The 21,918-nt window shown below is 63.5% G+C and carries 23 protein-coding genes; 13 read left to right on the plus strand and 10 right to left on the minus strand.

Annotated elements, in window-relative coordinates:
- The first annotated feature begins 181 nt into the window (after window positions 1-181).
- Window positions 182-1,495 carry a type VI secretion system Vgr family protein gene (locus AC1M7R_RS14490; RefSeq protein ID WP_072397817.1) on the plus strand — a complete coding sequence of 438 codons (1,314 nt, stop codon included), beginning with the start codon at window positions 182-184 and terminating at the stop codon, window positions 1,493-1,495.
- Window positions 1,492-2,289: a DUF4123 domain-containing protein gene (locus AC1M7R_RS14495; protein WP_072397816.1), complete on the plus strand. Its 798-nt coding sequence runs from the start codon at window positions 1,492-1,494 to the stop codon at window positions 2,287-2,289. Before AC1M7R_RS14490 ends, AC1M7R_RS14495 begins: the two co-directional genes overlap by 4 nt.
- A gap of 4 nt (window positions 2,290-2,293) precedes the next feature.
- Here AC1M7R_RS14495 and AC1M7R_RS14500 read toward each other — a convergent pair whose 3' ends face one another.
- Window positions 2,294-3,643, minus strand: a complete 1,350-nt coding sequence (locus AC1M7R_RS14500; protein WP_490609702.1) for an MATE family efflux transporter — start codon at window positions 3,641-3,643, stop codon at window positions 2,294-2,296.
- A 124-nt stretch (window positions 3,644-3,767) separates the two neighbouring features.
- Window positions 3,768-4,061 carry a hypothetical protein gene (locus AC1M7R_RS14505; protein WP_072397814.1) on the minus strand — a complete coding sequence of 98 codons (294 nt, stop codon included), beginning with the start codon at window positions 4,059-4,061 and terminating at the stop codon, window positions 3,768-3,770.
- A gap of 164 nt (window positions 4,062-4,225) precedes the next feature.
- On the opposite strand from AC1M7R_RS14505, the gene AC1M7R_RS14510 reads away from it, so the two are divergent.
- Genes AC1M7R_RS14510 through AC1M7R_RS14525 form a run of 4 tightly spaced genes read left to right on the plus strand, consistent with a single transcriptional unit; the run spans window position 4,226 to window position 6,485 of the window.
- Entirely contained in the window at window positions 4,226-4,531 is a 306-nt protein-coding gene (locus AC1M7R_RS14510) for a MazG-like family protein (RefSeq protein WP_072397813.1), read from the plus strand.
- Window positions 4,528-5,277: a methyltransferase domain-containing protein gene (locus AC1M7R_RS14515; RefSeq protein WP_072458606.1), complete on the plus strand. Its 750-nt coding sequence runs from the start codon at window positions 4,528-4,530 to the stop codon at window positions 5,275-5,277. The genes AC1M7R_RS14510 and AC1M7R_RS14515 overlap by 4 nt, the downstream gene beginning before the upstream one ends.
- A gap of 12 nt (window positions 5,278-5,289) precedes the next feature.
- A complete protein-coding gene (locus tag AC1M7R_RS14520) occupies window positions 5,290-5,907 on the plus strand; it encodes a DUF4136 domain-containing protein (RefSeq protein WP_076405634.1) in 618 nt (205 codons plus the stop codon).
- A 20-nt stretch (window positions 5,908-5,927) separates the two neighbouring features.
- Entirely contained in the window at window positions 5,928-6,485 is a 558-nt protein-coding gene (locus AC1M7R_RS14525; protein ID WP_072397810.1) for a DUF4136 domain-containing protein, read from the plus strand.
- Window positions 6,486-6,660: 175 nt separating this feature from the next.
- Here AC1M7R_RS14525 and AC1M7R_RS14530 read toward each other — a convergent pair whose 3' ends face one another.
- Together AC1M7R_RS14530 and AC1M7R_RS14535 are read right to left on the minus strand one after the other, a co-directional pair.
- The gene (locus AC1M7R_RS14530; RefSeq protein ID WP_490609703.1) at window positions 6,661-7,515 is read right to left on the minus strand and encodes a MaoC family dehydratase; all 855 of its coding nucleotides are present in this window, start codon (window positions 7,513-7,515) and stop codon (window positions 6,661-6,663) included.
- A gap of 2 nt (window positions 7,516-7,517) precedes the next feature.
- Window positions 7,518-8,870, minus strand: coding sequence for a 3-oxoacyl-ACP reductase (locus AC1M7R_RS14535; RefSeq protein WP_103894363.1), 1,353 nt, complete (start codon window positions 8,868-8,870; stop codon window positions 7,518-7,520).
- 258 nt (window positions 8,871-9,128) lie between these two features.
- Here AC1M7R_RS14535 and AC1M7R_RS14540 point away from each other — a divergent pair, with 258 nt between their 5' ends.
- A complete protein-coding gene (locus AC1M7R_RS14540) occupies window positions 9,129-10,406 on the plus strand; it encodes an acetyl-CoA C-acetyltransferase (protein ID WP_341965589.1) in 1,278 nt (425 codons plus the stop codon).
- Here the strand turns inward: AC1M7R_RS14540 and AC1M7R_RS14545 are convergent.
- Window positions 10,393-11,421, minus strand: coding sequence for a bile acid:sodium symporter family protein (locus AC1M7R_RS14545; protein WP_072458601.1), 1,029 nt, complete (start codon window positions 11,419-11,421; stop codon window positions 10,393-10,395). The two genes, AC1M7R_RS14540 and AC1M7R_RS14545, sit on opposite strands and share 14 nt — an antisense overlap.
- Before the next feature lie 78 nt (window positions 11,422-11,499).
- Here AC1M7R_RS14545 and AC1M7R_RS14550 point away from each other — a divergent pair, with 78 nt between their 5' ends.
- Window positions 11,500-12,291 carry an AraC family transcriptional regulator gene (locus tag AC1M7R_RS14550; protein ID WP_072397805.1) on the plus strand — a complete coding sequence of 264 codons (792 nt, stop codon included), beginning with the start codon at window positions 11,500-11,502 and terminating at the stop codon, window positions 12,289-12,291.
- Between the two features lie 212 nt (window positions 12,292-12,503).
- Window positions 12,504-13,397, plus strand: coding sequence for a PA4780 family RIO1-like protein kinase (locus tag AC1M7R_RS14555; RefSeq protein ID WP_072397804.1), 894 nt, complete (start codon window positions 12,504-12,506; stop codon window positions 13,395-13,397).
- A gap of 127 nt (window positions 13,398-13,524) precedes the next feature.
- Here the strand turns inward: AC1M7R_RS14555 and cueR are convergent, their stop codons facing one another.
- From cueR to AC1M7R_RS14570, 3 genes are all read right to left on the minus strand, one after another.
- Window positions 13,525-13,938, minus strand: a complete 414-nt coding sequence (cueR, locus tag AC1M7R_RS14560) for a Cu(I)-responsive transcriptional regulator (RefSeq protein ID WP_072397803.1) — start codon at window positions 13,936-13,938, stop codon at window positions 13,525-13,527.
- Complete coding sequence (locus AC1M7R_RS14565; RefSeq protein WP_337349684.1) at window positions 13,938-16,319, minus strand: heavy metal translocating P-type ATPase; 2,382 nt, start codon at window positions 16,317-16,319, stop codon at window positions 13,938-13,940. Before AC1M7R_RS14565 ends, cueR begins: the two co-directional genes overlap by 1 nt.
- A 165-nt stretch (window positions 16,320-16,484) precedes the next feature.
- Window positions 16,485-16,868: a hypothetical protein gene (locus AC1M7R_RS14570; RefSeq protein WP_072397801.1), complete on the minus strand. Its 384-nt coding sequence runs from the start codon at window positions 16,866-16,868 to the stop codon at window positions 16,485-16,487.
- Window positions 16,869-17,017: 149 nt separating this feature from the next.
- Here AC1M7R_RS14570 and AC1M7R_RS14575 point away from each other — a divergent pair, with 149 nt between their 5' ends.
- Together AC1M7R_RS14575 and AC1M7R_RS14580 are read left to right on the plus strand one after the other, a co-directional pair.
- Window positions 17,018-17,215: a heavy-metal-associated domain-containing protein gene (locus tag AC1M7R_RS14575; RefSeq protein WP_072397800.1), complete on the plus strand. Its 198-nt coding sequence runs from the start codon at window positions 17,018-17,020 to the stop codon at window positions 17,213-17,215.
- A gap of 96 nt (window positions 17,216-17,311) precedes the next feature.
- Entirely contained in the window at window positions 17,312-18,505 is a 1,194-nt protein-coding gene (locus tag AC1M7R_RS14580) for a multidrug effflux MFS transporter (RefSeq protein WP_072458598.1), read from the plus strand.
- 1 nt (window position 18,506) lies between these two features.
- Here AC1M7R_RS14580 and AC1M7R_RS14585 read toward each other — a convergent pair whose 3' ends face one another.
- Together AC1M7R_RS14585 and AC1M7R_RS14590 are read right to left on the minus strand one after the other, a co-directional pair.
- Window positions 18,507-18,677, minus strand: coding sequence for a hypothetical protein (locus AC1M7R_RS14585; protein ID WP_165887848.1), 171 nt, complete (start codon window positions 18,675-18,677; stop codon window positions 18,507-18,509).
- Between the two features lie 192 nt (window positions 18,678-18,869).
- Window positions 18,870-19,883, minus strand: coding sequence for a zinc-binding alcohol dehydrogenase family protein (locus AC1M7R_RS14590; RefSeq protein WP_123595667.1), 1,014 nt, complete (start codon window positions 19,881-19,883; stop codon window positions 18,870-18,872).
- A gap of 112 nt (window positions 19,884-19,995) precedes the next feature.
- Between AC1M7R_RS14590 and vimR the strand changes: the two genes are divergently transcribed.
- Window positions 19,996-20,925: a transcription regulator VimR gene (gene vimR, locus AC1M7R_RS14595; RefSeq protein ID WP_072458597.1), complete on the plus strand. Its 930-nt coding sequence runs from the start codon at window positions 19,996-19,998 to the stop codon at window positions 20,923-20,925.
- A gap of 243 nt (window positions 20,926-21,168) precedes the next feature.
- Entirely contained in the window at window positions 21,169-21,903 is a 735-nt protein-coding gene (locus tag AC1M7R_RS14600; RefSeq protein ID WP_072397796.1) for an ArsR/SmtB family transcription factor, read from the plus strand.
- The last annotated feature ends 15 nt before the right edge of the window (window positions 21,904-21,918 follow it).

Here is a 21,918-nt window from a genome sequence, read left to right on the forward strand (position 1 = left end):
GATTTTCGGATAGTCCCGGAGGGCGTTTTTATTTGTGCCGTTGTTATTTCCACACACCGGTCCATTTAACCCGTGCTGTCCTTATTTCATGTAGTCCCTTTCCTAACTTGTACTTGGGCCCTCTACTCGGCCATGGCTCTCAGCGAGAATCCCCGGCCGCCCCTCCTGTAGAGATACGCCGATGTCCGATCCAGCCAACGAGCCACTCTTTCGTCTGGAGATAGCCGGTCTGCCCGAACCCTTTGTCGTGTCGGCCTTCATGGGTAGCGAAGCCATCAACGAGCCGTTCAGCTATGACGTGGAGCTGTTGCCCGGTGATGCCCACCTGGACCTGGCGGCAATGTTGTACCGCAGCGTCTGGTTGAGCTTCGGGGACTCGGGCCGGGGTATCCATGGTCAGCTTCATGAACTTGTGCAACACCGGCATGACGGCGCTTACCGGGTGCGTATCGGGCCGAAGCTGGGGTGCCTCGCGCAACGCTTCAACCAGCGGGTATTCAGCGCTCGCACCGTGCCTCAGATCATCCGCGAGGTGCTCAAGGCCCACGGCATCGGCGGGCACGACCTGTGCCTGGATCTGGAAAAGGATTATCCCCCGCTGGATTACTGTACCCAGTACCGGGAATCGGATCTGCGATTTCTCCAGCGCCTGTGTGCCCAGGCTGGCCTGCATTTCCATTTCGAACACGGGCGCGCAGGACATTGCCTGGTCATTGCGGACGGTTCGCGCAGTTTTTCGCCAGTCCGGGAGGCGAGTTATGGCGCCGGATGCCAGGCCCCTGGCGTCCACCTGTTCAACGTGCAAACCGCCGCTTGCGAGGCGCAGCTCGCCGAGGGCCATAGCGACCTGATGAATCTGCATTGCGGGCAGGCTCTGGTGCTGTCCGCTCATCCGTTCGAGGCCTGGAATCGACGCTGGCTATTGACCCGGGTCGAGCATCGCGGCGATGCCGGTGGGTACGGCAATCACTTTCACGCCGTTGCCGATGGGCAGCCGCTTGCGGCTGACAGGCCTTCGAAGCCGCGCATGCTGGGCCAGCAACGCGGGTGGGTGGCGGCGGTGGACGAGTCAGCGTTGCAGATGGCGGGGCGGGTGGCGGTGCAGTTCGACTGGGTCTACCAAGGCGAGGGAGCCAGCCCCAGTCATTGTTGGTTGCCCCTGGCGCCGGAGCTCGCCGCTTGCGGGCCGGGCGCAATCGATGAAGGGACCGAGGTGCTGGTGAGCTTTATCGAAGGCGACCCGGATCGTCCCATGGTCAGTGCCTTTCTCGGCGGTCGGTTATCCATGCCAATGGAGAATGAGGCGGCTGGGGGAGCCTTCCACGAGCCGGCCAGCTCGTTCGGAGTCGATCCTGTGTTGTTGGCTGCGATCCAGGCGGCCGAGCCGTTGATCCTGTTGTGTCTGTTGCCTGGGGGCGGCAGCTTCAGTCCCTGTGGCCAGCCGGTGTGCACCTGCCGGCTGATCACTCAAGGCGGCGCGAGCTCCGCCCCATGAGTGCTGTCGCCATGTCCGGGTCCACGCCTCAATGGTTGCTGCTCGACCTGCCGGGCGCACCGGGTGCGGCGCGCCTTCTGCACGAGCAGTTCGCAGAGGTTCGGCGTTTTGCCTTGTTCGAGCAGACCGAATGGCATGGGCTTCGGGAGCATGGCCCGCTACTGGTGGACTTGCAGCAATCGCCGGCCCTGGCCGGGCTGTGCCATCTGGATCCGGACGCCTGGCCGGGGTTGCTGCTGGTGAGTGCTTCGCCAGTCGCGCAGTTGCTGGCCCATCTGCGACGAATGCTGGCGGTGACGCTGGGCCTGCATCACAAAGCGTTGCTGAGCTATTACAACCCCCACACCGCCAGCTATTTCTTCGACGGTTGCGACCCGGCCGAACTCAGTTGCTGGCTGGGCCCCATCAGCCTGATGCGCTGGTTCGGCGGAACATGGGCCGACCGGGCCATCGGCAGCCAGGGCTGGCAGCAACTTTCCAATCCCGGTCTACCGGTTGGCGCGTTGGAAAACGAGCACAGCCTCAGCATCCGGCAGCAGAACAAGCTGCAACAGTGCCTGCTGGAACGTCATGCCTGGCAATGGTCGTGCGCCACCCGACGCGATTACCGGGTGCTCTGGGAATACCTGGAGCAAGGATTGAAACTGGGGTTTACCGAACGCGAAGTGCTCGATGGCTGGTTGTGGCTGCGCCTGCAGTACCCCGATGCCCGGCCGGTGCCGGAACTCAGGGGCGAGTCGCAGCACGAGCGTCTGGAATATCTGCGTCGGTCGTGGCAGAACGGCGAAGGCTGAAGCGTCAGTCGGCGCGGGCACCGAGCCAGCGGTCGTGTCGATGCAGATGCCAGGCGAAACCGCCGAGGGTCAGGCTGCGCAGCGACATGAACAGCAGGAAGGTCACCCACAACCCATGGTTGCCCAGGCCTTGCAGCGCCCAGGCGAAGGGCAACACCAGCAGCAGGGTCAGCAGCATGCCGTTGCGCATTTCCCGGGCGCGGGTGGCGCCGATGAACAGGCCGTCGAGCACGTAGCTCCACACCGCGATGAGCGGCAGGAGCGCCAGATAGGGCAAGTAGCGGTAGGCGGTGGTGCGTACGTCGGGGATATCGGTCTGCATATCGATGAACAGATGCCCGGCAATCAGGAACAGCAGCGCGAATCCGACACTGGCAATCAGCGACCAGCCACAGGCCACCACCAGCGAGCGGCGCAGGGCCAGGCGATCGCCAGCACCGATGGCGTGGCCGCACAGCGCTTCGACGGCATGAGCCAGGCCGTCCAGGGCATGGGCGGTCAACAGCAGCCCATTGAGCAGCAGCGCATTGGCCGCCACCGTCGCGTCTCCCAGCCGCGCGCCCTGGACCGTGATCAGGAAAAAGACCGATTGCAAGGCCAGGCTGCGGATGAATATGTCCCGGTTCACTGCCAGCAGCGGACGCCAGCTCTGCCAAATTCCCAGGACTGCCCAGGCGATCCGTCCCGGCCAGGCGCGCAGGGTCTGGCGGGCCAGCACCAGGCCCACCAGCGCACCGGTCCACTCCGCCAGCACCGAGGCCCGGGCCGAGCCGATCACGCCCCAGTCCAGGCCGAGCACGAACCACAGGTTCAGGACGATGTTCACCAGGTTGGTGGTCAGCAGGATCGCCAGCGGTGCCCGGGCATTCTGCGCCCCTAGGAACCAGCCCACCAGCGCATAGGCGGCCAGCGCCGCCGGCAGGCCGAAAAGCCGGGTATGAAAGAAATCCCGGGTGAGTTGATCGAGTTCCGCCGACGGCTGCATGAAGTGCAGCGCCACGTCGCTCAATGGCACGCCTACCGCGCCGAGCATCACCGCCAATCCCATTGCCAGCAGCAGGCCTTGCAGCAGCACCTGCCGCAACGCCGCCCCGTCCCCGCGTCCGGCAGCCTGGGCCGCGAACCCGGTAGTACCCATGCGCAGGAAGCCCATGGCCCAGGCCAGCACCGTATACAGACTGGCCCCGACCGCCACCGCGCCCAACTGATGCGCATGAGGCAGGTGACCGATGACGGTACTGTCCACCAGCGCCACGAGGGGGACGGAAATATTCGAGAGAATCATCGGCGCAGCCAGTGCCCAGACCCGGCGATGGGTCAGGCGGTCGCGCCAGTCGGTGATCAGGTTGGACATGCGGGCTCCTTGATGGAGCGCGATTGTAGCGGGTTCTTGCGCTGGCGTTCTTCGGGTCACGGGACTCATCGTGGCGCAGGAGCAAGCTTCCTTGCCACGATGCTAACGGGGTAGGGCAAGTGCTTCAGTGGATGATCCAGCTCAGCAACCACAGCCCCAGCACCAGCCAGATGATGCCGAGGATGATCGACGCCCGCATGAAGGCGCGGATCGCCGAATACAGCATCAACAGGCCAAGAATGAGCGCGATGATGCTGATGATCGAGGTGTCCATGCCCAGTGCTCGCGACAGGCCTTCGACGAAGTTGCCGCCGGCATTGGCGAGGGTGTTGAACAGGCCGCTGAGCAGATCGACGATAAAACGGATCATCGAACCGAGTGCCTGGCCGAGCCATTCGAAAAAGCTTTCTACCTGCATGTGTGCGTCCTGATGGAAAGAAGTTGGAATCGAGCCGCTGGCCCTGATTGTAGGAGTTGCCCGAGGCCTGGATCGTTCGATTATGAGGCAAATCGCCGCTTCGTACCGAGACGCTTGCCTTCCCCCGTCATCCCCCCGAAGCTATGGGCATTCAGGAGAGCCCGATGAACCTTGTTGAACTGACCGAACGCCTGCACGCCATTCGAGACCGTAACGATTGGCGCCCATTCCACAGCCCGAAAAACCTCGCCATGGCCGCCAGCGTGGAAATGGCCGAGCTGGTAGAGATCTTCCAGTGGCTGACCGAGGACCAGTCGCGTGAACTGCCCGCGGACAAACTGGCCCACGCCGGGCAGGAGATCGGCGATATCGTGTTGTACCTGCTGCTGTTGTGCAGCGAATTGGGCTTGGACATGGATTGCGTCGTGCGTGCCAAGCTGGCCGACAGCGAGCGGCGGTTCGGCCAATGAGCGACCGTCATTTCGATCAGCTCGCCACGCGTTTCGCCGAAAAGATCTATGGAGGGGCCAAAGGCGCGATCCGCCTGGCGGTGCTCCAGGCGGATCTGCTCGAGGCCTTGCCAGAGCGTCCGCTGCGCGTGCTGGACATCGGCGCCGGCCTGGGCCACATGTCGTTGTGGCTGGCCGAGCGAGGCCACCAGGTGACCCTGGCCGAGCCGGCCGAACCCATGATAGAGGGGGCCCGCCAGCGGTTCGCCGAGGCCGGTCGGAGTGCAACCTTCATCCAGGCACCGTGGCAGGACCTGCCCGGTCAGCTCACCGGACCGTATGACCTGGTGCTGTGTCATGCGGTGCTGGAGTGGCTGGCGCAGCCCCATGCGATCCTGCCGGTGCTGCACCAACTGACGGCACCGGGCGGATGGCTGTCCCTGGCGTTCTACAACCGCGATGCACTGGTCTACCGCAACCTGCTCAAGGGCCACTTCCGCAAGTTGCGCAAAAACGACATGGCGGGCGAAAAACAGAGCCTGACCCCGCAACAACCCCTTGATCCGCGGGAATTGGCGGCGCAACTTGAAGGTCTGTGGCAGGTCGAAACCGAGAGTGGGGTGCGGGTTTTCCATGACTACATGCCGGTGGAATTCCAGGCGCGCGCAGAGCTTGCACAGTTGCTGGAAATGGAGCTGGCTCACCGCCGTCATCCGGCGTTCGCCGGGCTGGGACGTTATCTGCACTGGATCTGCCGACCGGTGTGATCGGAGGGCGAGATGAAAGGCCGTTCAGGATTATTGGTGTTGTGCCTGGGGCTGGTGGCCTGCCAGTCCAGCAATCCGTATGTCGCGACGTCCAGGCCGCTGCCCCCGGCGCCTCCCGAAGCCGCCACGGTATTCGATCGTAGCGCCTATCCGGCACCCCCTCGTGACTATGGGCGTTATCGCAGTTGGACCTGGCGCAACGGGCAGTTGCCACCGGGTACCGCCTGGGCGGATTCGGCCCAGGTGGCCGAGGCGGTGAGCAACGCCCTGGACCAAAGGGGGCTGCGGCCGTTGCAGGACAACCGTGCAGCCGACCTGTTCGTCAGTGCCAGTCTCCATCTGGAGACCCGCGTGCGTCAGGTCCGGGACGACTACGACACGGGGTATTACGGTGGCTACAACCGCTATCACGGCTACGGTCCAGGCTATGGCATGTATCACACGGTACCGATAGTGCGCACGTATCAGGAGCAGGTCGTGGTGGTCCGGTTGGACCTGTTCGATGCCCGCACGGGCCAGCCCGTGTGGAGTTCCAGTGCCGAAACCAGCCAGCGCGGCACACAGGGCGAACGCACCGATGCCATTCGCGAAGCGGTGGAAAAAGCCCTGTCGGCTTATCCGCCAAGTTGATCATGTAACGGAGAAAAACCATGTTTCGCCGTCTCGTTCTACTGGCTTTTGCTGCACTGCTTGGCGCTTGTGCGGGCACCCAGGTCAATCATGACTTCGACACCAGCCGCGATTTCGCGGCCTACCGAAGCTGGAGCTGGAAAGAACCGGCGCTGCAATACCGCCCTGACGATCCGCGGATAAAAAGTGACCTGACCGAACAGCGGATCCGCCAGGCCGTGGCCGATCAGCTCGACCAGCGCGGCCTGCGTCCGGCTCCTGCCGGTGGGCGAGGCGATGTGCAGGTCCAGGCCTACCTGATCGTGGAAGACCGTCAACAGCAGGTCACCACGAGCTACGGTGGCGGTTGGGGGAGTCCATGGTATGGCTATGGAGGAGGCCCGATGTACAACGAAACCCGCAACATCAGCTATAAGGTCGCCACGGTGCAGGTCGACCTGCTCGATGGCAAGGACGGCAAGCTGGTATGGCGGGGCAGTGACGAGCAACTGCTCAGCACCTCGCCCAACCCGGCCGACCGTAGCGCGGCGGTACGTGAAACCGTGGCGCGGATCCTGTCCAATTACCCGCCGCGATGATTGGCTGGTGGTGGACCGGATGTCGGACGCGCAAACACAGTCTCGCCTGGCATAGGGTCAGGCTGGTGCAACGTCTTCGCGCAAGCCCGCTTTTCCGAGCGACCAGGATTGGACGCCGCCCCGAAAACGTCCGTGTGGCGGGTGTGCCGGGGTAGGTCTATTGGTCTGGGACCGTTCAGACAACTGGCCGCCAACTTCCCACCATATGTTCCAACTCACCCGATCCCACCAATTGCAAATCGCCGCTGGACCCTGCGGCGCTCGCCAGCAACGTCACTTCGCTGGGCAGGCGCACCGGTTTCTTGAAGGTCACCTCGATTTCCACATTGGCTTTGGGCAAGCGATCGTCCAGGGCCGCCAGGGTCCGGGCTTTGTTCCACAGCCCATGGGCGATGGCCGTGGGGAAACCGAACAGCCGGGCGCTGATGCCGCTCAGGTGGATCGGGTTGTAATCGCCGGAGACCTTGGCGTACTGCCGGCCAATGTCGGCGGGAGCGGCCCAGTGCGCCACCTCGGTCAATGCCGGGGTATCCGGTAAAGGTGGCTCTACCAGTGCGCCTCCCAGTTGCACACCCTTGCAGAGCATCTCGCTCTCGGCCTCCCACAAGGGGCCCAGTTGATCGTCGAGACAGGTCACCAGGCTGAATACCGCGCCCTTGGGGTGAGGGCGCAGGTTTTCCACATGGACACTGGCCCTCGCCTGGCTGACGCCGCCCATGGGACGCAGCACCCGGATGCGGTTGCTCAGGTGGATCAGCCCCAGCAGCGGGAAGGGGAAGTGGCTGGCGGTGAGCAGTTGCATCTGCAAGGGGAACGCCAGCACATGAGGATAGGTCGGCGGCAACAGTCCGTTTTCGACGAAGCCGCAGACCTTGCGGTAGGCCGCCAGGCGTTGTTGATCGACCTGAAGCACCTGGCGCAGTCCGTCGTCCGGCAAGGTCGTTCCAGTGACCTTGCGTCGTGTCGCGGCTTTTGTGTAGAGCCCGGACATGTTCGGTGCGCTGCTGACTTCATGCCATTGAGTCGTCATGGTCATGCTCCCAGCAGGCTCTGCCCACATACCCGCAATGCCTGGCCGGTGACGGCCCCGGTGCCCGGTTGTGCGAGCCAGGCCACGGCTTCGGCGACATCCTGGGGCAGCCCGCCCTGGCCCAGGGAACTCATGCGTCGCCCGGCTTCGCGCAGGGCGAAGGGGATTTCGGCGGTCATGCGGGTTTCGATGAAACCCGGGGCCACGGCGTTGATGCTGATCCCTCGTGTCTTCAAGACCGGGGCCCAGGCCTGGGCCAGGCCGATCAGCCCGGCCTTGCTGGCCGCATAGTTGGTCTGGCCGCGATTGCCGGCGATGCCGCTGATGGACGCCAGCAGGATTACCCGGCCATTGTCCCGCAGGGTGCCGCTGTCGAGCAGGGCCTTGGTCAGCACTTGCGGTGCGTTGAGGTTGACCGCCAGCACGGCGTCCCAGAATTCCGGGGTCATGTTGGCCAGGGTCTTGTCCCGGGTGATGCCGGCGTTGTGCACCACGATATCGACGCCATCGGGTAAGTGTTCGATCAATTGGGCGGCGGCCTCTTCGGCGCAGATATCCAGCGTGACGCTACGCCCGCCCAGGCGTGCCGCCAAGGCGTCGAGATCGGTCTTGGCGGGCGGGACGTCCAGCAGGATCACATCGGCGCCGTCACGGGCCAGGGTCTCGGCGATGGACGCGCCGATTCCACGGGCGGCGCCGGTGACCAGCGCCTTGAGCCCCGTGAGTGGCCGGGTCCAGTCCTGGACCTGGGTCTCGCAGGCCTGGAGGCGGATCACTTGCCCGGAAATGTAAGCGCTCTTGGGTGACAGGAAGAACCGCAGCGCGCCCTCCAACTGGGCTTCGGCACCGTCGCCGACATACAACAGTTGCAAGGTGCCGCCGTGACGCAGCTCCTTGGCCAGTGACCGGCTGAACCCCTCCAGCGCCCGTTGCGCACTGGCGGCGAACGGCTCGCCGAGGCTTTCCGGGGCGCGCCCGAGGATGACGACATGGGCGCTGTGGTCGAGGTTCTTCATCAGCGGCTGGAAGAACTCCCGCAGTTGCTTGAGTTGATCCACCTGGACCAGATGACTGGCGTCGTACACCACGGCCTTGATTTTCGGACCATGGCCGGGGATCCACTCGGTGGCCAGCGTCGGCTCGCCCCCGTAGACGAAAATCGCGTCGGTCAGGCGTTTGGCGAACGCACCGACCTGTTCGGTCAGTGGGCCACCACCCAGCAGCAGCGCGCCCTCGATCGGCCGCAGCCGACCGGCCTGCCAGCGCTCCAGGCGTACCGGCGAGGGCAAGCCGAGCGCCCCCACCAGGCGCAGGCCAAGGGCCGAGTTGGCGAAGTCGATATAACGGTCAGACATGGAACACTCTCCGGCTGATGAGCTTCCAAGTGTGGACCATGATTGGCAATCGGTCGTTCGATCGACCAAATAAAGCCTAGGCTTGAGTGTCGAAAGTGCCAGGGCAACGAGCATGCAACGCAGCAAAAGGCCTGTCTGATCGCAGCTCGGCGACTTTTCGTATAAGGCCTAAGCTGGGCTGATGTGGGAGCGAGCCTGCTCGCGATACAGCGCCTGTGGTTTTATCCGGGCACATCCGAACATACACGGGGGTTCTTCATGACACAGCCACGCCGCGTCGCCATCATCGGTGGAAACCGCATTCCCTTCGCCCGTTCCAACGGGCCTTACGCCACCGCCAGCAACCAGGCGATGCTGACAGCCGCCCTCGAGGGGCTGATCGAGCGCTATAACCTGCATGGCTTGCGCCTCGGCGAAGTGGCTGCCGGGGCGGTGCTCAAGCACTCCCGGGACATGAACCTGACCCGCGAATGCGTGCTGGGCTCGAGACTGTCTCCCAGCACCCCGGCCTACGATGTGCAACAGGCCTGCGGCACAGGGCTGGAGACTGTGTTGCTGGTGGCCAACAAGATTGCCCTTGGCCAGATCGACAGCGCTATCGCCGGTGGCGTGGACACCACCTCGGATGCTCCGATTGCCGTCAACGAAGGGCTGCGCAAGATCCTGCTGCAAGCCAATCGAGCCAAGGGCACCGCCGACAAGCTCAAGACCTTCCTGCAACTGCGTCCCCGTCATCTGATCCCCGACCTGCCTCGCATCAATGAGCCGCGCACGGGCCTGAGCATGGGCCAGCATTGCGAACTCATGGCCCAGACCTGGCAGGTTTCCCGAGAGGACCAGGATCAGTTGGCCTTGGAAAGTCATCAGAAAATGGCCGCGTCCTACGCCGAGGGCTGGCAGAACGATCTGATGACGCCGTTTCTCGGTTTGACCCGGGACAACAATCTGCGCCCGGACCTGACCCTGGAAAAGCTTGCCTCTCTCAAACCGGCTTTCGAAAAAAGCGCCAGGGGGACGCTGACCGCTGGCAATTCCACGCCGCTGACCGACGGCGCTTCGCTGGTGTTGCTGGGCAGTGAAGAATGGGCCAGGGCCCGGGGACTGCCGATTTTGGCGTATCTGCGTGACGGCGAAACCGCGGCGGTGGATTTCGTCAACGGTGCCGAAGGGTTGCTCATGGCTCCAGCCTATGCGGTACCGCGGCTGCTGGCGCGCAACGGCCTGACTCTGCAGGATTTCGATTACTACGAAATCCACGAAGCGTTCGCCGCCCAGGTGTTATGCACCCTCAAGGCCTGGGAGGATGCGGACTATTGCCAGACCCGCCTGGGCCTCGACGCCCCGCTCGGTGCCCTGGACCGCAGCCGGCTGAATGTGAAGGGCAGTTCCCTGGCCGCCGGGCATCCATTTGCCGCCACGGGCGGGCGAATCGTCGCCAACCTCGCCAAGCTGCTGGATGCCGCGGGCAGGGGACGAGGGCTGATTTCCATCTGCGCAGCGGCCGGCCAGGGCGTGACGGCCATCATCGAGCGTTGAGCACTGCCTTGGCTGGCTGGGTGGCCGAGACCCGCCGGCGGCTTGCATAGCGCTCGGCCAGGATCGAGCAAACGATCAGCTGCAGCGGGTGGTAGATCATGATCGGCAACAGGATCAGTCCCAGGCCGGGATGGTCGCCGAAGATCAGCGCCGCCATCGGGACGCCGGCGGCCAGGGACTTCTTGCTGGCACAGAACACCGCGGCGATTTCATCGGCATTGCTGAACCGCAGGGCACGGGCGGTGCGAGTGGTGGTCCACAGGATGACTGCCAGCAGCACGGTGCTGCCCAGTACGGCGCTGAGCAGCACGCCATGGCCTTGCTGCTGCCAGATCCCGGACACCATGGAATTGCAGAACGCTGCATAGACCAGCAGCAGGATCACCAGCTTGTCGATGATGGCGGTGTAGCGCTTGTAGCGGCCGAAGAAACCGGCCAGCCAGCGCCGCAGGAACTGCCCGAGCACCAGCGGCAGGAGCAGCATCAGGCAGAGATCCAGCAGCGTGGAGCCCAGGTCGATACCCCCGGCGCCCCGCCCGACGACGAAACTGACCAGCAGTGGCGTAAGAAAAATCCCCAGCACACTGGACAGGCTCGCGTTGAGAATCGCCGCCGGGACGTTGCCGCCCGCGCTACCGGTCAGGGCCACGGAAGAGGAAATGGTCGAGGGCAGGGCGCACAGGTATAGGAACCCCAGCATCAGCAGTGGCGGAACATGGCTGCCCAGCAATGCATTGCAGGCCAGCCAGATCAGTGGGAATACCGCGAAGGTGAAGACCTGCACCATCAGGTGCAGCCGGATATTTTTCAGGCCATGACGGACCTGCTCGCCGGACAGGTTCACCCCGTGCAGGAAGAACACTACGAAGATGCCGATATTGACGACCCATTCGGCATGCATTGCGCCACCGGTGGCGCCGAAAGTGGGAAAAAAGTACGCCAGCAATGTGGCGAGCAGCATGCCGCACAGGAACCAGTCGGTCACCATGCGCTTGAGGTGTCTGAAGATTGCCATAGTGCACCACAGTTGTAGGAAACGATGACTTAGCCTAACGTCGGCCCCTGCCACCGTCTTGCGACATAAGGCCATTCAATGCCGACTAACGGACACCAGCAGCTGGAACGCCGCATTCCCGACCTGATTCAGTTGCCCAGGCCGCTGTACGCCCGTGTCGAAAGTTTGAACGCCGGTTCATGGACGCAGGCCCATCGGCATGACTGGGTGCAGTTTTCCTATGCCATCAGCGGTGTCCTGGGAGTGCATACCGCTGCTGGCAGTTTCTTCGCCCCGCCGCAATGGGGCATCTGGATCCCGGCGGACCTGGAACATCAGGTCGTGACCTCCACCCGGGCGGAAATGCGCAGCCTGTATGTCCATCGCGACGCCTGCCCCTGGGCCGATGGCCATTGTCGGGTGCTGGAAGTCACGCCGCTGGCCCGGGAACTGATCAAGGTGTTCTGCCAGTGGCCGGCCGATTATCCCCAGGGAGACACGCCGCAGGAGCGGCTGGTGCAGGTGCTGCTGGACCAGCTGGCAACGTTGCCGGAAGTGGAATTCTCCCTGCCGCTGCCCCGTCACGTGCGTTTGCTGGGATTGTGCAACGAACTGATCGGGCAGCCCGAACGGAACGCCACCCTGCAGGCCTGGTCCGAACGCCTGGGCATGTCGGAAAAGACCTTGATGCGTCTGTTCCAGCGTGAGACCGGTCTGAGCTTCCGAGCCTGGCGACAGCGCATGCGGTTGTTGTCGTCCCTGGGGTCGCTGGAAGAGGGGGACAGCGTGACCGGCGCGGCGTTGTCGTGTGGGTATGATTCCACCTCCGCTTTCATTGCGGCATTCAAGACCATGTTCGGGTTCACGCCGGGCGAGTTGTTCAAGCGTTGAGCCTGGCGTGGGTTGTCAGTTCTTGTCGCAATAACCAGGGCATCGCTTGGCAACACCGGTACTGCTCTCGGCTATGATTCGACTCTGTCGATATCGGCACATTGTGTGCATTGCCTCTACACAGGTCGGCAACCCCTCCCCGTGGAGGTTGTATTGCCGTATAACGGCTGTCATTCGCGTGTTTGGTCACAAAGGACCCAGAATAAAAGCTGATGAAGACTCCAAAACGCATTGAACCCCTGATCGAGGACGGTCTGGTCGACGAGGTGCTGCGCCCACTCATGAGTGGTAAAGAAGCAGCTGTTTATGTGGTGCGCTGTGGCAATGAGCTACGTTGCGCCAAGGTCTACAAGGAGGCGAACAAGCGAAGTTTCCGTCAGGCCGCCGAATACCAGGAGGGCCGCAAGGTGCGCAACAGCCGCCAGGCCCGGGCCATGGCGAAGGGCTCCAAGTTCGGACGCAAGGAAACTGAAGACGCCTGGCAGAACGCCGAAGTGGCGGCGCTGTTCCGCCTGGCCAATGCCGGGGTACGCGTGCCCAAGCCGTACGACTTCCTCGAGGGCGTGCTGTTGATGGAGCTGGTGGCTGACGAGTACGGCGACGCAGCCCCACGGCTGAACGATGTGGTACTGGAGCCAGAACAGGCCCGTGAGTACCACGCGTTCCTGATCTCCCAGATCGTGCTGATGCTGTGTACCGGACTGGTGCACGGGGACCTGTCGGAGTTCAACGTGCTGCTCGCGCCGACCGGTCCGGTGATCATCGACTTGCCACAGGCCGTGGATGCCGCCGGTAACAACCATGCCTTCAGCATGCTGGAGCGGGACGTAGGCAACATGGCGTCCTATTTCGGCCGGTTCGCGCCGGAGCTCAAGCGCACCCGATATGCCAAGGAGATGTGGGCGCTTTACGAGGCCGGCACCTTGCATCCTGGCAGTGTATTGACCGGTGAGTTCGCTGAGCCGGAGCAACTGGCGGATGTGGGTGGGGTCATGCGCGAGATCGAGGCCGCCCGTCGGGAAGAAGAACGTCGCCAGGCCCTGCGTGCGGCCGAGGATGCACCGCCTGGCAAGGCCGAAGAGCCGCCTCCGCCCTGGATGCAGTGATTCGGTTGCTCGAGCTCTGTGGGAGCGAGTCAGTTCGCGGTGATGCCGGATGTATCGGCATCGTCGATGCCGGTCGCTCCCGCATTGATGTCCTGGGGGGCATTCAAATCCTCAAGGGGACGCGGGTCTAGGCATCCGCGGTCTTTTCGCAGCACCCCGATGCCAGCTCCTTGAGAATCGGGCAGTCCGGGCGGTGATCGCCGTGACAGTGCTCCACCAGGTCCTGAAGGGTGTCGCGCAACCCGGCCAGCTCACGAATTTTCTGGTTCAGTTCGTCGATGTGCTGTCGCGCCAAGGCCTTCACGTCGGCGCTGGCCCGTTGTCGGTCCTGCCAGAGGGTCAACAGTTTGCCGACTTCTTCCAGGGAAAACCCCAGATCCCTGGAGCGCTTGATGAACGCCAGGGTGTGCAGGTCTTCGGTGCCGTAGATCCGGTAGCCGCTGTCGGTTCGATGGGCGGCCTTGAGCAGGCCGATGGCTTCGTAATACCGGATCATCTTCGCGCTCAGGCCGCTTTGGCGGGCCGCTTGGCCGATGTTCATCACTTGTCCTCCAGGTGCTCGGGTGTCCAGAATTTCAACAGCAGCGCATTGCTCACCACGCTGACGCTCGACAGCGCCATGGCGGCGCCGGCCAATACGGGGTTGAGCAAGCCGAATGCCGCCAGCGGAATGCCGATCAGGTTATAGACAAAGGCCCAGAACAGGTTCTGGCGGATCTTGGCGTAGGTCTTGCGGCTGATGTCCAGAGCCGCCGGCACGAGCCGTGGATCACCGCGCATGAGGGTAATGCCGGCGGCGTGCATGGCCACGTCGGTACCGCCGCCCATGGCGATACCGATGTCCGCGGCGGCCAGGGCCGGGGCGTCGTTGATCCCGTCGCCGACCATGGCCACCACGGCGTTTTTCTTCAATTCAACGACGATGGCGGACTTGTCTCCCGGCAGCACTTCGGCATGCACATTGGCGATACCCAGCGCCTCGGAAACCACTCGGGCGCTGCCCCGGTTATCGCCGGTGAGCAGGTGACTGGTGATATGCCGTGCGTCCAGCGCCTGCACAGCCGCCAGAGCACCAGGCTTGAGGGTGTCACCGAACGCGAACAGGCCCAGCACGCGGGGCGTGGCGTTCTGTTCGACCAGCCAGGACAGAGTCCGGCCTTCGGTTTCCCAGGCCTGGGCCGACTCGGCCAGCGATCCGGGGGCCAGGCCCAGTTCGTCCAGCAGGCGACGATTGCCCAGGGCCAGGCGCCGACCATCGAGGCTGCCGGCGATGCCGCGTCCGGCCAGGGCCTGGCTGTCGCTGACGTTCGGCACATCCAGGCCACGCTCGGCACAAGCGTCCAGCACTGCTTTGGCCAGGGGATGTTCGCTGCCGCGTTGCAGGGCACCAGCCAGTTGCAACAAGGTAGCCTCGTCGCCGTCGAGGGCCGCCAGGTGGGCGATTCGTGGTGTGCCGGAGGTGAGGGTACCGGTCTTGTCGAAGACCACCGAGCTGACTTCATGGGCGCGCTCCAGAGCCTCGGCATCCTTGATCAGAATCCCGTGGCGCGCCGCCACGCCGGTACCGGTCATGATTGCTGTAGGTGTCGCCAGGCCCAGGGCGCAAGGGCAGGCGATCACCAGTACGGCGACGGCATTGATCAATGCCGTCTCCAGCGGCGCCCCATACAGCCACCAGCCCGCCAGGGTGGCCAGGGCCAGCACCAGCACCACGGGCACGAATACCTGGCTGACCTTATCCACCAGTTTCTGGATGGGGGCCTTGGCCGCTTGGGCGTCTTCCACCAGGCGGATGATGCGCGCCAGGACTGTCTCGGTACCCAGGGCCCGTGTGCGTACCAACAGGCGGCCTTCGCCATTGATGGCGCCGCCGGTGACCTTGTCGCCGGGCTGTTTGGGGACCGGCAGGCTCTCGCCGCTGATCAGCGCCTCGTCGGCATGACTTTGTCCCTCCAGGACTTCACCGTCCACTGGAAAGCGCTCTCCAGGCTTGACCAGCACCACGTCATCGAGGCGCAGGGCACTGATGGCGACGTCCCGTTCCTGGCCGTCGATCACCTGCGTTGCCCGTTCCGGGCGCAGGGCTTCGAGGGCGCGAATGGCGCTGGCGGTCTGGCGCTTGGCACGGCTCTCCAGGTATTTGCCCAGCAATACCAGGGCAATCACCACCGCCGAAGCCTCGAAATACAGATGCGACGAACCGGCGAGCACCCATTCATAGATACTCAGGCCGTAGCCGGCGCTGGTGCCCAGGGCCACCAGCAGGTCCATGTTCCCCGCCCCGGCACGCACTGCCTTGAAGGCCGCGACATAAAAACGCGCCCCGAAAATGAACTGGACCGGCGTCGCCAGGACGAACTGCACCCAGGCCGGGAGCATCCAGTGCACGCCGAATGGCTGCAACAGCATCGGCAGCACCAGCGGCAACGACAGCATGATCGCCAGTATCAGCACCAGGCGTTCTCGGTCCAGCCGACGGATCTGGCTGTCCTGGGGGGGCTCGGCCTGCCAGACGCTGGCGTCGTAACCGGCACGCTTGACTGCGTCGATCAGGGCTTGCGAATCGACCTGGCCGAGCAATTGAAGGTGGGCGCGCTCGTTGGCCAGGTTGACACTGACGCGGTTCACGCCGGGGACTTTGCCCAGGGCGCGTTCGACCCGGCCGACGCATGAGGCGCAGGTCATCCCTTCGATCTTCAGTTCAAGGGGCTGGACGGGCACGCTGTAGCCGGCGTGTTCGACGGCCTGCATCAAGGCCGGCAGGCTTTGTGCGGGGGCTTCGACCCGGGCCTGTTCCGTCGCCAGGTTCACGCTGACGGCGCGGGTGCCGGCGACTTTGCTCAACGCCCGCTCGACCCGACCGGCGCAACTGGCGCAGGTCATGCCGGCGATCGGCAGATTGAACGTGGTGGATTCGGACATTGGTCAGGCTCCCTGTAGTGAATGACTACAGGATCAACCTTGCCATGCTGGCAAGGTCAAGAGCCAGTTCAAACTATCCAGTCATCTGGAAGCGAGCGGCTGAAGGCGCGACCCTATCGCGAGCTGGCTCGCGCCTGCAGGCAGCGCTTCATTCGATCCTGGTGATCAATAACCCAGCGTTGCCTGCTTGAGGTACATGCCTTGCTGATTGGCGGCTATACGGAACTTCAGAATGTCCCCGGCCTTGAGGGTGACGTCTTGCGAGCCTGGCGCGAGCATGCCTGGACTGCATCCCGGCACCTGGCCTGGCAATAGTTTCAGACGCAAGGAGAATCGTCCTGGCGGCAGGTTGAAGGAGGTACTCGTTTCCTGAAACAGCCTGGCCGTGAGTTGGTCGTCGATATAGATGCCAATCTCGCAGGAAGTCGGTACTTCCAGGCGCTCGCGGGAAATGATCAGCACGCCGTAGTCTTCGCCGGCGGCCGAAGCCTGGGGAACCACTGCTGACAAACCGAGCATGCAAAACAGGCTGAACGCTGACCAGCGCATGACTGAACCTCCGGTGTGAAATCCTTGATGTGTGCAGCTTGGCTGAGCGCGTTGCCGATTGCCAGCCCGGCAGTTTTCGCCAGAACTTGACCTTGCCATGATGGCAAGCTTGAAACTGCCGACAACCTCAACTGCCTAGGAGTCATTTCATGCAAACACTCAATGTCCAGGGAATGTCCTGCGGTCATTGCGTCAGGGCCATCACCCAGGCTGTACAGGCCAGGGATCCATCCGCCGACGTGCAGGTGGACCTCGGCGCCAAGACGGTACGGGTCCAGAGTTCCTTGCCGGTCGAGACGCTGGTCGAGGCCATCCAGGAGGAGGGGTACGAGGTCACTCCCGCCTGAATTATTTTTAATCGTTAGCGACCTATCGGAATGTTCAAGGGCGCCCGGCACGGATAGACTGTCGGGCTGCCGACTGACGCCTGAACGGGACGCCCGATGAACCTTCGTATCATTCTGATTCTTGGCGCCTTGAGCGCCTTCGGTCCCTTGGCGATCGATTTCTACCTGCCTGCCTTTCCGGCCATGGCTGCCGCCTTCGGCACTGACGAAAAACATATCCAGCTGACGCTCGCCGCCTATTTCCTTGGACTGTCCATCGGGCAACTGGCCTACGGGCCCGTGGCCGATCGCTTCGGTCGGCGCATTCCATTGCTGACGGGCGTCGGGTTGTTCACCCTGGCGTCCGTGGCCTGCGCCTACGCACCGAGCCTGGAATGGCTGATCGGGGCCCGTTTCGTCCAGGCCCTGGGCGGATGTGCCGGTATGGTGATCTCCCGCGCGGTGGTCAGCGACAAATGCGATGCGGTCGGCTCGGCCAAAGTATTTTCCCAACTGATGCTGGTGATGGGACTGGCGCCGATCCTGGCCCCGATGCTCGGCGGCCTGCTGGTGAACCTGTACGGTTGGCAATCGATCTTCATCGGCCTGACCCTGTTCAGCGCCCTGGCCGCAACGGCCGTGGCCCTGTGGCTGCCCGAGAGCCTGCCGCCCCACATGCCCCGACAACCATTGTCCGGCGCCTTGCGCCAATATGGTCGGCTGTTGGGCGATTGGGTCTTCCTGGGGCATGCGTTGACAGGTGGGATCGCGATGGCCGGGATGTTTGCCTACATCGCCGGCTCGCCGTTCGTATTCATCAAGCTCTACGGCGTGCCGGCCGAGCACTTCGGTTGGCTGTTCGGGACCAACGCAGCCGGTTTTATCCTGGTGGCGCAGCTCAACGCTCGGTTGCTGTCCAAGCGTGGCCCGGCCTTCCTGCTGGTCCGCGCGGTATGGGTCTACCTGGCCGCCGGCCTGAGCCTCCTGGGTGTTTGCGCCTTGCAGCCTGCGCATTTGTGGCCGTTGCTGGTGCCTCTGTTCGTTTGCATCTCCAGCCTGGGATGCATCATTCCCAACGCGTCTGCATGTGCCATGAACGGCCAAGGTGCCCGGGCTGGCAGTGCTTCAGCCATGCTGGGGTGCCTGCAGTTCTCCGTGGCTGCCGGTTCTGCCGCGCTGGTGGCGGCGTTGCATGACGGTACGGCCGTGCCGATGGCGTTGGTCATCAGCCTTTGCGGACTGTTGGTCGTTGGCACGGCCATGCTGACCCGGCGCTTGCAGGATGCCCGGGTCGTCGGTCGTCAGGACTGATTCAGCCGGCCGCGCGCTGTTGCTGTTCAGGGAATTGGTGCGGCGCGAGAATTCGAGCCTGGAGGGTGGTGGCGAAGGCCTTGGCTTCGGCCTCGGTACGGAAGGTGACGACATGCTGGTCAAGACGCACTTGCCACTGGGATTTTGCCACTTCTTTTATCAGGATCTTCATTGCTGACCTCCTCACGTAAAAGATTGCGTTGCAAAGGCCTCGAGTGTAGACCGGAATACGATCGCAATTGTGACAACGGTCAATTGTCAGACTGACGGTGGCTATTTCCGTCCAGGGGCAGGCTTGCGATGAGAGCGGCACGCTGTGCCGTGCCTCCTCATATTCATCGCAAGCAAGCTGCCATGCCGATCGCTAGAAGCCTTCGAGTACGATCTTGCCCTTGGCCTTGCCGCTTTCCAGCAGCGCATGGGCGCGGCGCAGGTTTTCGGCGTTGATGATGCCGAAGTGTTCCCCGACGGTGGTCTTCAGGGTGCCGGCGTCGACCAGCGCGGCGACACGGTTGAGCAGGCGGTGCTGTTCAATCATGTCTGGCGTTTCGAACAGCGAGCGGGTGTACATGAATTCCCAGTGCAGCGACAGGCTTTTGCGCTTGAGTTTGGTTACGTCCAACGCCTTGGGATCGTCGATCAGCGCCAGCTTGCCCTGGGGGGCCAGGGCCTCGACCAATTGCTCCAGATGCTGGTCGGTCTGGGTCAGGCTGGCAACGTGGGTCACTTGGGACTGGCCCGCTGCTTTCAGTGCTTGGCTCAACGGTTGGCTGTGATCGATCACCAGATCGGCCCCCAGGCCCCGTACCCACTCCTGGGTCTGTGGCCGGGAAGCGGTGCCGATGACCTTCAGCCCGGTGAGCCGGCGAGCCAGTTGCGTCAGGATCGAACCCACGCCTCCCGCGGCACCGACGATCAGCAGGCTCTGGTCGCTGTTGTCCTGGCCTTCGCGGATCTGCAGCCGTTCGAACAACAGCTCCCAGGCGGTGATGGCCGTCAATGGCAGTGCGGCCGCCTCGGCAAAACCGAGGGTCACAGGCATGTGGCCAACGATGCGCTCGTCCACCACGTGCAATTCACTGTTGCCACCCGCCCTGGCGATGGAACCGGCGTAGAACACTTTGTCACCGGCCTTGAACAAGGACACTTCGCTGCCCACGGCCTTGACCACACCGGCCACGTCCCAGCCCAGCACCTTGGCGGCGCCACCTTCAGGCGAGACATTCTGGCGGACCTTGGTGTCGACCGGGTTGACCGAAATGGCCTTGACTTCCACCAGCAGGTCCCGGGGACCTGCGACAGGTTCGGGTAACTCGATGTCCTGCAACGATTTCACGTCGGTGATCGGCAGCGAATGGTAGTAGGCAATGGCTTTCATGGAGCGGCTCCGTCAGATGATTGGATGCCACCAATGGTTAGCTATTTATCGACGCGATAAAACCGGCTAAAAGAACAGGCTCTTTCAATATTTTTTTGATAATGGAGTCGCCATGCTTCGATTCGATGACCTGCAGCTCTTTGTCCGGGCGGCGGATCTGGGCAGCCTTTCTGCCGCGGCCAGGGTCATGGACCTGTCGGCAGCGGTGGCCAGTGCCGCATTGAAGCGGATCGAGCAGCATCTTGGGGCCCGGCTGTTGGCCCGTTCGACCCGCAGCCTGCGCCTGACCGCCGAAGGGGAGAGCTTCCTCGAATATGCCCGGGCCGCACTGAGCAGCCTTGACGAGGGACGGCGATTGTTGACCAGTGGCCAGGACCGGGTCAGTGGTGTGCTGCAGCTGTCCGCACCCTCGGATCTGGGGCGCAACCTGCTGCTGCCCTGGCTGGACGAATTCCAGGGCGAGCATCCCGGGCTGACGGTGCGGCTGTTGCTGGGGGATCGGATCGCCGACCTGTTCAAGCAACCCGTGGACATCGCGCTGCGTTATGGCGAACCGGAGGACTCTAGCCTGGTGGCCCTTCCGATCGCGGCGGATAACCGCAGGGTGCTATGTGCTGCGCCGGACTACCTGGCCCGCCATGGCGAACCTCGTCAGCTGGAACAACTGGCCCAGCACAATTGCCTGTTGTACATGCTCGGTACCCGGGTCCATGACCGCTGGTGCTTTCATGACGGTAAGCGGGAAGTGAGTCTCACCGTCAGCGGGGACCGCTTCAGCGACGATGCCGACGTGGTGCGACGCTGGGCGGTGGCCGGGGCGGGCATCGCCTACAAGTCGTGGCTGGATGTCTCGACCGATGTGCTGGCCGGACGCTTGAAGATCCTGCTGCCGCACCTGCAATGCGAGCGTGCGCCGCTGAATCTGCTGTGTGCTCATCGGGCACAGTTGAGCAAGCCCATCAACCTGTTGCGGGAAATGCTCCAGGCCCGCTGTGGACATTTGACCGCGCAATTTCCGCGCTCGACAGAGGATGACCAATAGTCGCGGGCAAATAGAGAATTTTCCCTCATGAACAATCGCCTCCAAAGGTTTCCGGAGGACAGGAAAGCTTGGTCGCCACGCTTATACTAACGGCCGCCTGAATCGACACGGCACGGGGGAAGCATTGTCCCGTCGATGCATCGATGCCGTCGGTTCCCGCGGTCGGGCCGCCTTGGGCGGCGCCTCATGACGGGTCACCAGGCCCCAGAGCAGTAGACGAATGATTCAACAGGGAGTGAATACATGGAACATGCACCTTGCATCAGCCAGATCGCCACGCTGCTGGCCGACCCAAAGCGCAGCGCAATGATGTGGGCGCTGATGGACGGCACGGCGCGGCAGGCTGAAGAGCTGGCTTTGCTGGCCGGGTTATCGCCGTCCTCGGCCAGTGCTCATCTGGGGCGCCTGTCCGCCGGTGGCCTGTTGAAAGTCGAAGCCCGGGGACGCAAACGGTTTTTCCGCCTCGCGGCACCCGAGATCGGCGCGGCTGTCGAGGCCCTGGCCAGCGCCACGCTCGCCAGCACACCGCGACAGATCCCGGAGGTCTTCAAGCGAGGGGTGATGCCAACCAAGGCGCCGTCGGCCCCGGCCTCGTTGTTGCGGGCCAGGCTGTGTGACGATCACTTGGGAGGCACCCTGGCGGCCGACCTGTACCAGCGCCTGCTGGATGCCGGCTGGATCGAGCAGTGCGACCAGCGTGTCATCGTCACCCACAAGGGTTCCAGCCAGTTGGCCGGTCATGGCCTGTTCATCCAGGCCCTGGCCCATCGCAACGCCCGCACCGCCTGCGCCTGCCCCGATTGGAGCGAACGCCGTCCGCACCTGGGAGGCGCCCTGGGGGCTGCGTTGCTGCAATTGTTCATGCAGTCCGGCTGGTTGAGCCTGCCCAACGACTCACGCGCCTTGCAGGTGACGGTGCTCGGCCAGCAGGAAATCCATCGTTTCGCCAGGCAGGATGCCCTGGAAATGGCGCTCTAGGGCTATCGAAAGGTC

Source organism: Pseudomonas sp. MS01C9, assembly GCF_058202755.1.

Excerpts from the sequence above, each read along its gene's own strand:
- AC1M7R_RS14555 (WP_072397804.1), top strand. The coding sequence starts at position 12,504 with ATGAAGACTCCAAAACGCATTGAACCCCTGATCGAGGACGGTCTGGTC.
- AC1M7R_RS14505 (WP_072397814.1), bottom strand. The coding sequence starts at position 4,061 with ATGCAGGTAGAAAGCTTTTTCGAATGGCTCGGCCAGGCACTCGGTTCG.
- vimR (WP_072458597.1), top strand. The coding sequence starts at position 19,996 with ATGCTTCGATTCGATGACCTGCAGCTCTTTGTCCGGGCGGCGGATCTG.
- AC1M7R_RS14515 (WP_072458606.1), top strand. The coding sequence starts at position 4,528 with ATGAGCGACCGTCATTTCGATCAGCTCGCCACGCGTTTCGCCGAAAAG.
- AC1M7R_RS14500 (WP_490609702.1), bottom strand. The coding sequence starts at position 3,643 with ATGTCCAACCTGATCACCGACTGGCGCGACCGCCTGACCCATCGCCGG.
- AC1M7R_RS14545 (WP_072458601.1), bottom strand. The coding sequence starts at position 11,421 with ATGGCAATCTTCAGACACCTCAAGCGCATGGTGACCGACTGGTTCCTG.
- AC1M7R_RS14490 (WP_072397817.1), top strand. The coding sequence starts at position 182 with ATGTCCGATCCAGCCAACGAGCCACTCTTTCGTCTGGAGATAGCCGGT.
- AC1M7R_RS14580 (WP_072458598.1), top strand. The coding sequence starts at position 17,312 with ATGAACCTTCGTATCATTCTGATTCTTGGCGCCTTGAGCGCCTTCGGT.
- AC1M7R_RS14585 (WP_165887848.1), bottom strand. The coding sequence starts at position 18,677 with ATGAAGATCCTGATAAAAGAAGTGGCAAAATCCCAGTGGCAAGTGCGT.
- cueR (WP_072397803.1), bottom strand. The coding sequence starts at position 13,938 with ATGAACATCGGCCAAGCGGCCCGCCAAAGCGGCCTGAGCGCGAAGATG.
- AC1M7R_RS14520 (WP_076405634.1), top strand. The coding sequence starts at position 5,290 with ATGAAAGGCCGTTCAGGATTATTGGTGTTGTGCCTGGGGCTGGTGGCC.
- AC1M7R_RS14550 (WP_072397805.1), top strand. The coding sequence starts at position 11,500 with ATGCCGACTAACGGACACCAGCAGCTGGAACGCCGCATTCCCGACCTG.
- AC1M7R_RS14495 (WP_072397816.1), top strand. The coding sequence starts at position 1,492 with ATGAGTGCTGTCGCCATGTCCGGGTCCACGCCTCAATGGTTGCTGCTC.
- AC1M7R_RS14600 (WP_072397796.1), top strand. The coding sequence starts at position 21,169 with ATGGAACATGCACCTTGCATCAGCCAGATCGCCACGCTGCTGGCCGAC.
- AC1M7R_RS14590 (WP_123595667.1), bottom strand. The coding sequence starts at position 19,883 with ATGAAAGCCATTGCCTACTACCATTCGCTGCCGATCACCGACGTGAAA.
- AC1M7R_RS14530 (WP_490609703.1), bottom strand. The coding sequence starts at position 7,515 with ATGACGACTCAATGGCATGAAGTCAGCAGCGCACCGAACATGTCCGGG.
- AC1M7R_RS14570 (WP_072397801.1), bottom strand. The coding sequence starts at position 16,868 with ATGCGCTGGTCAGCGTTCAGCCTGTTTTGCATGCTCGGTTTGTCAGCA.
- AC1M7R_RS14525 (WP_072397810.1), top strand. The coding sequence starts at position 5,928 with ATGTTTCGCCGTCTCGTTCTACTGGCTTTTGCTGCACTGCTTGGCGCT.
- AC1M7R_RS14510 (WP_072397813.1), top strand. The coding sequence starts at position 4,226 with ATGAACCTTGTTGAACTGACCGAACGCCTGCACGCCATTCGAGACCGT.
- AC1M7R_RS14540 (WP_341965589.1), top strand. The coding sequence starts at position 9,129 with ATGACACAGCCACGCCGCGTCGCCATCATCGGTGGAAACCGCATTCCC.
- AC1M7R_RS14575 (WP_072397800.1), top strand. The coding sequence starts at position 17,018 with ATGCAAACACTCAATGTCCAGGGAATGTCCTGCGGTCATTGCGTCAGG.
- AC1M7R_RS14535 (WP_103894363.1), bottom strand. The coding sequence starts at position 8,870 with ATGTCTGACCGTTATATCGACTTCGCCAACTCGGCCCTTGGCCTGCGC.
- AC1M7R_RS14565 (WP_337349684.1), bottom strand. The coding sequence starts at position 16,319 with ATGTCCGAATCCACCACGTTCAATCTGCCGATCGCCGGCATGACCTGC.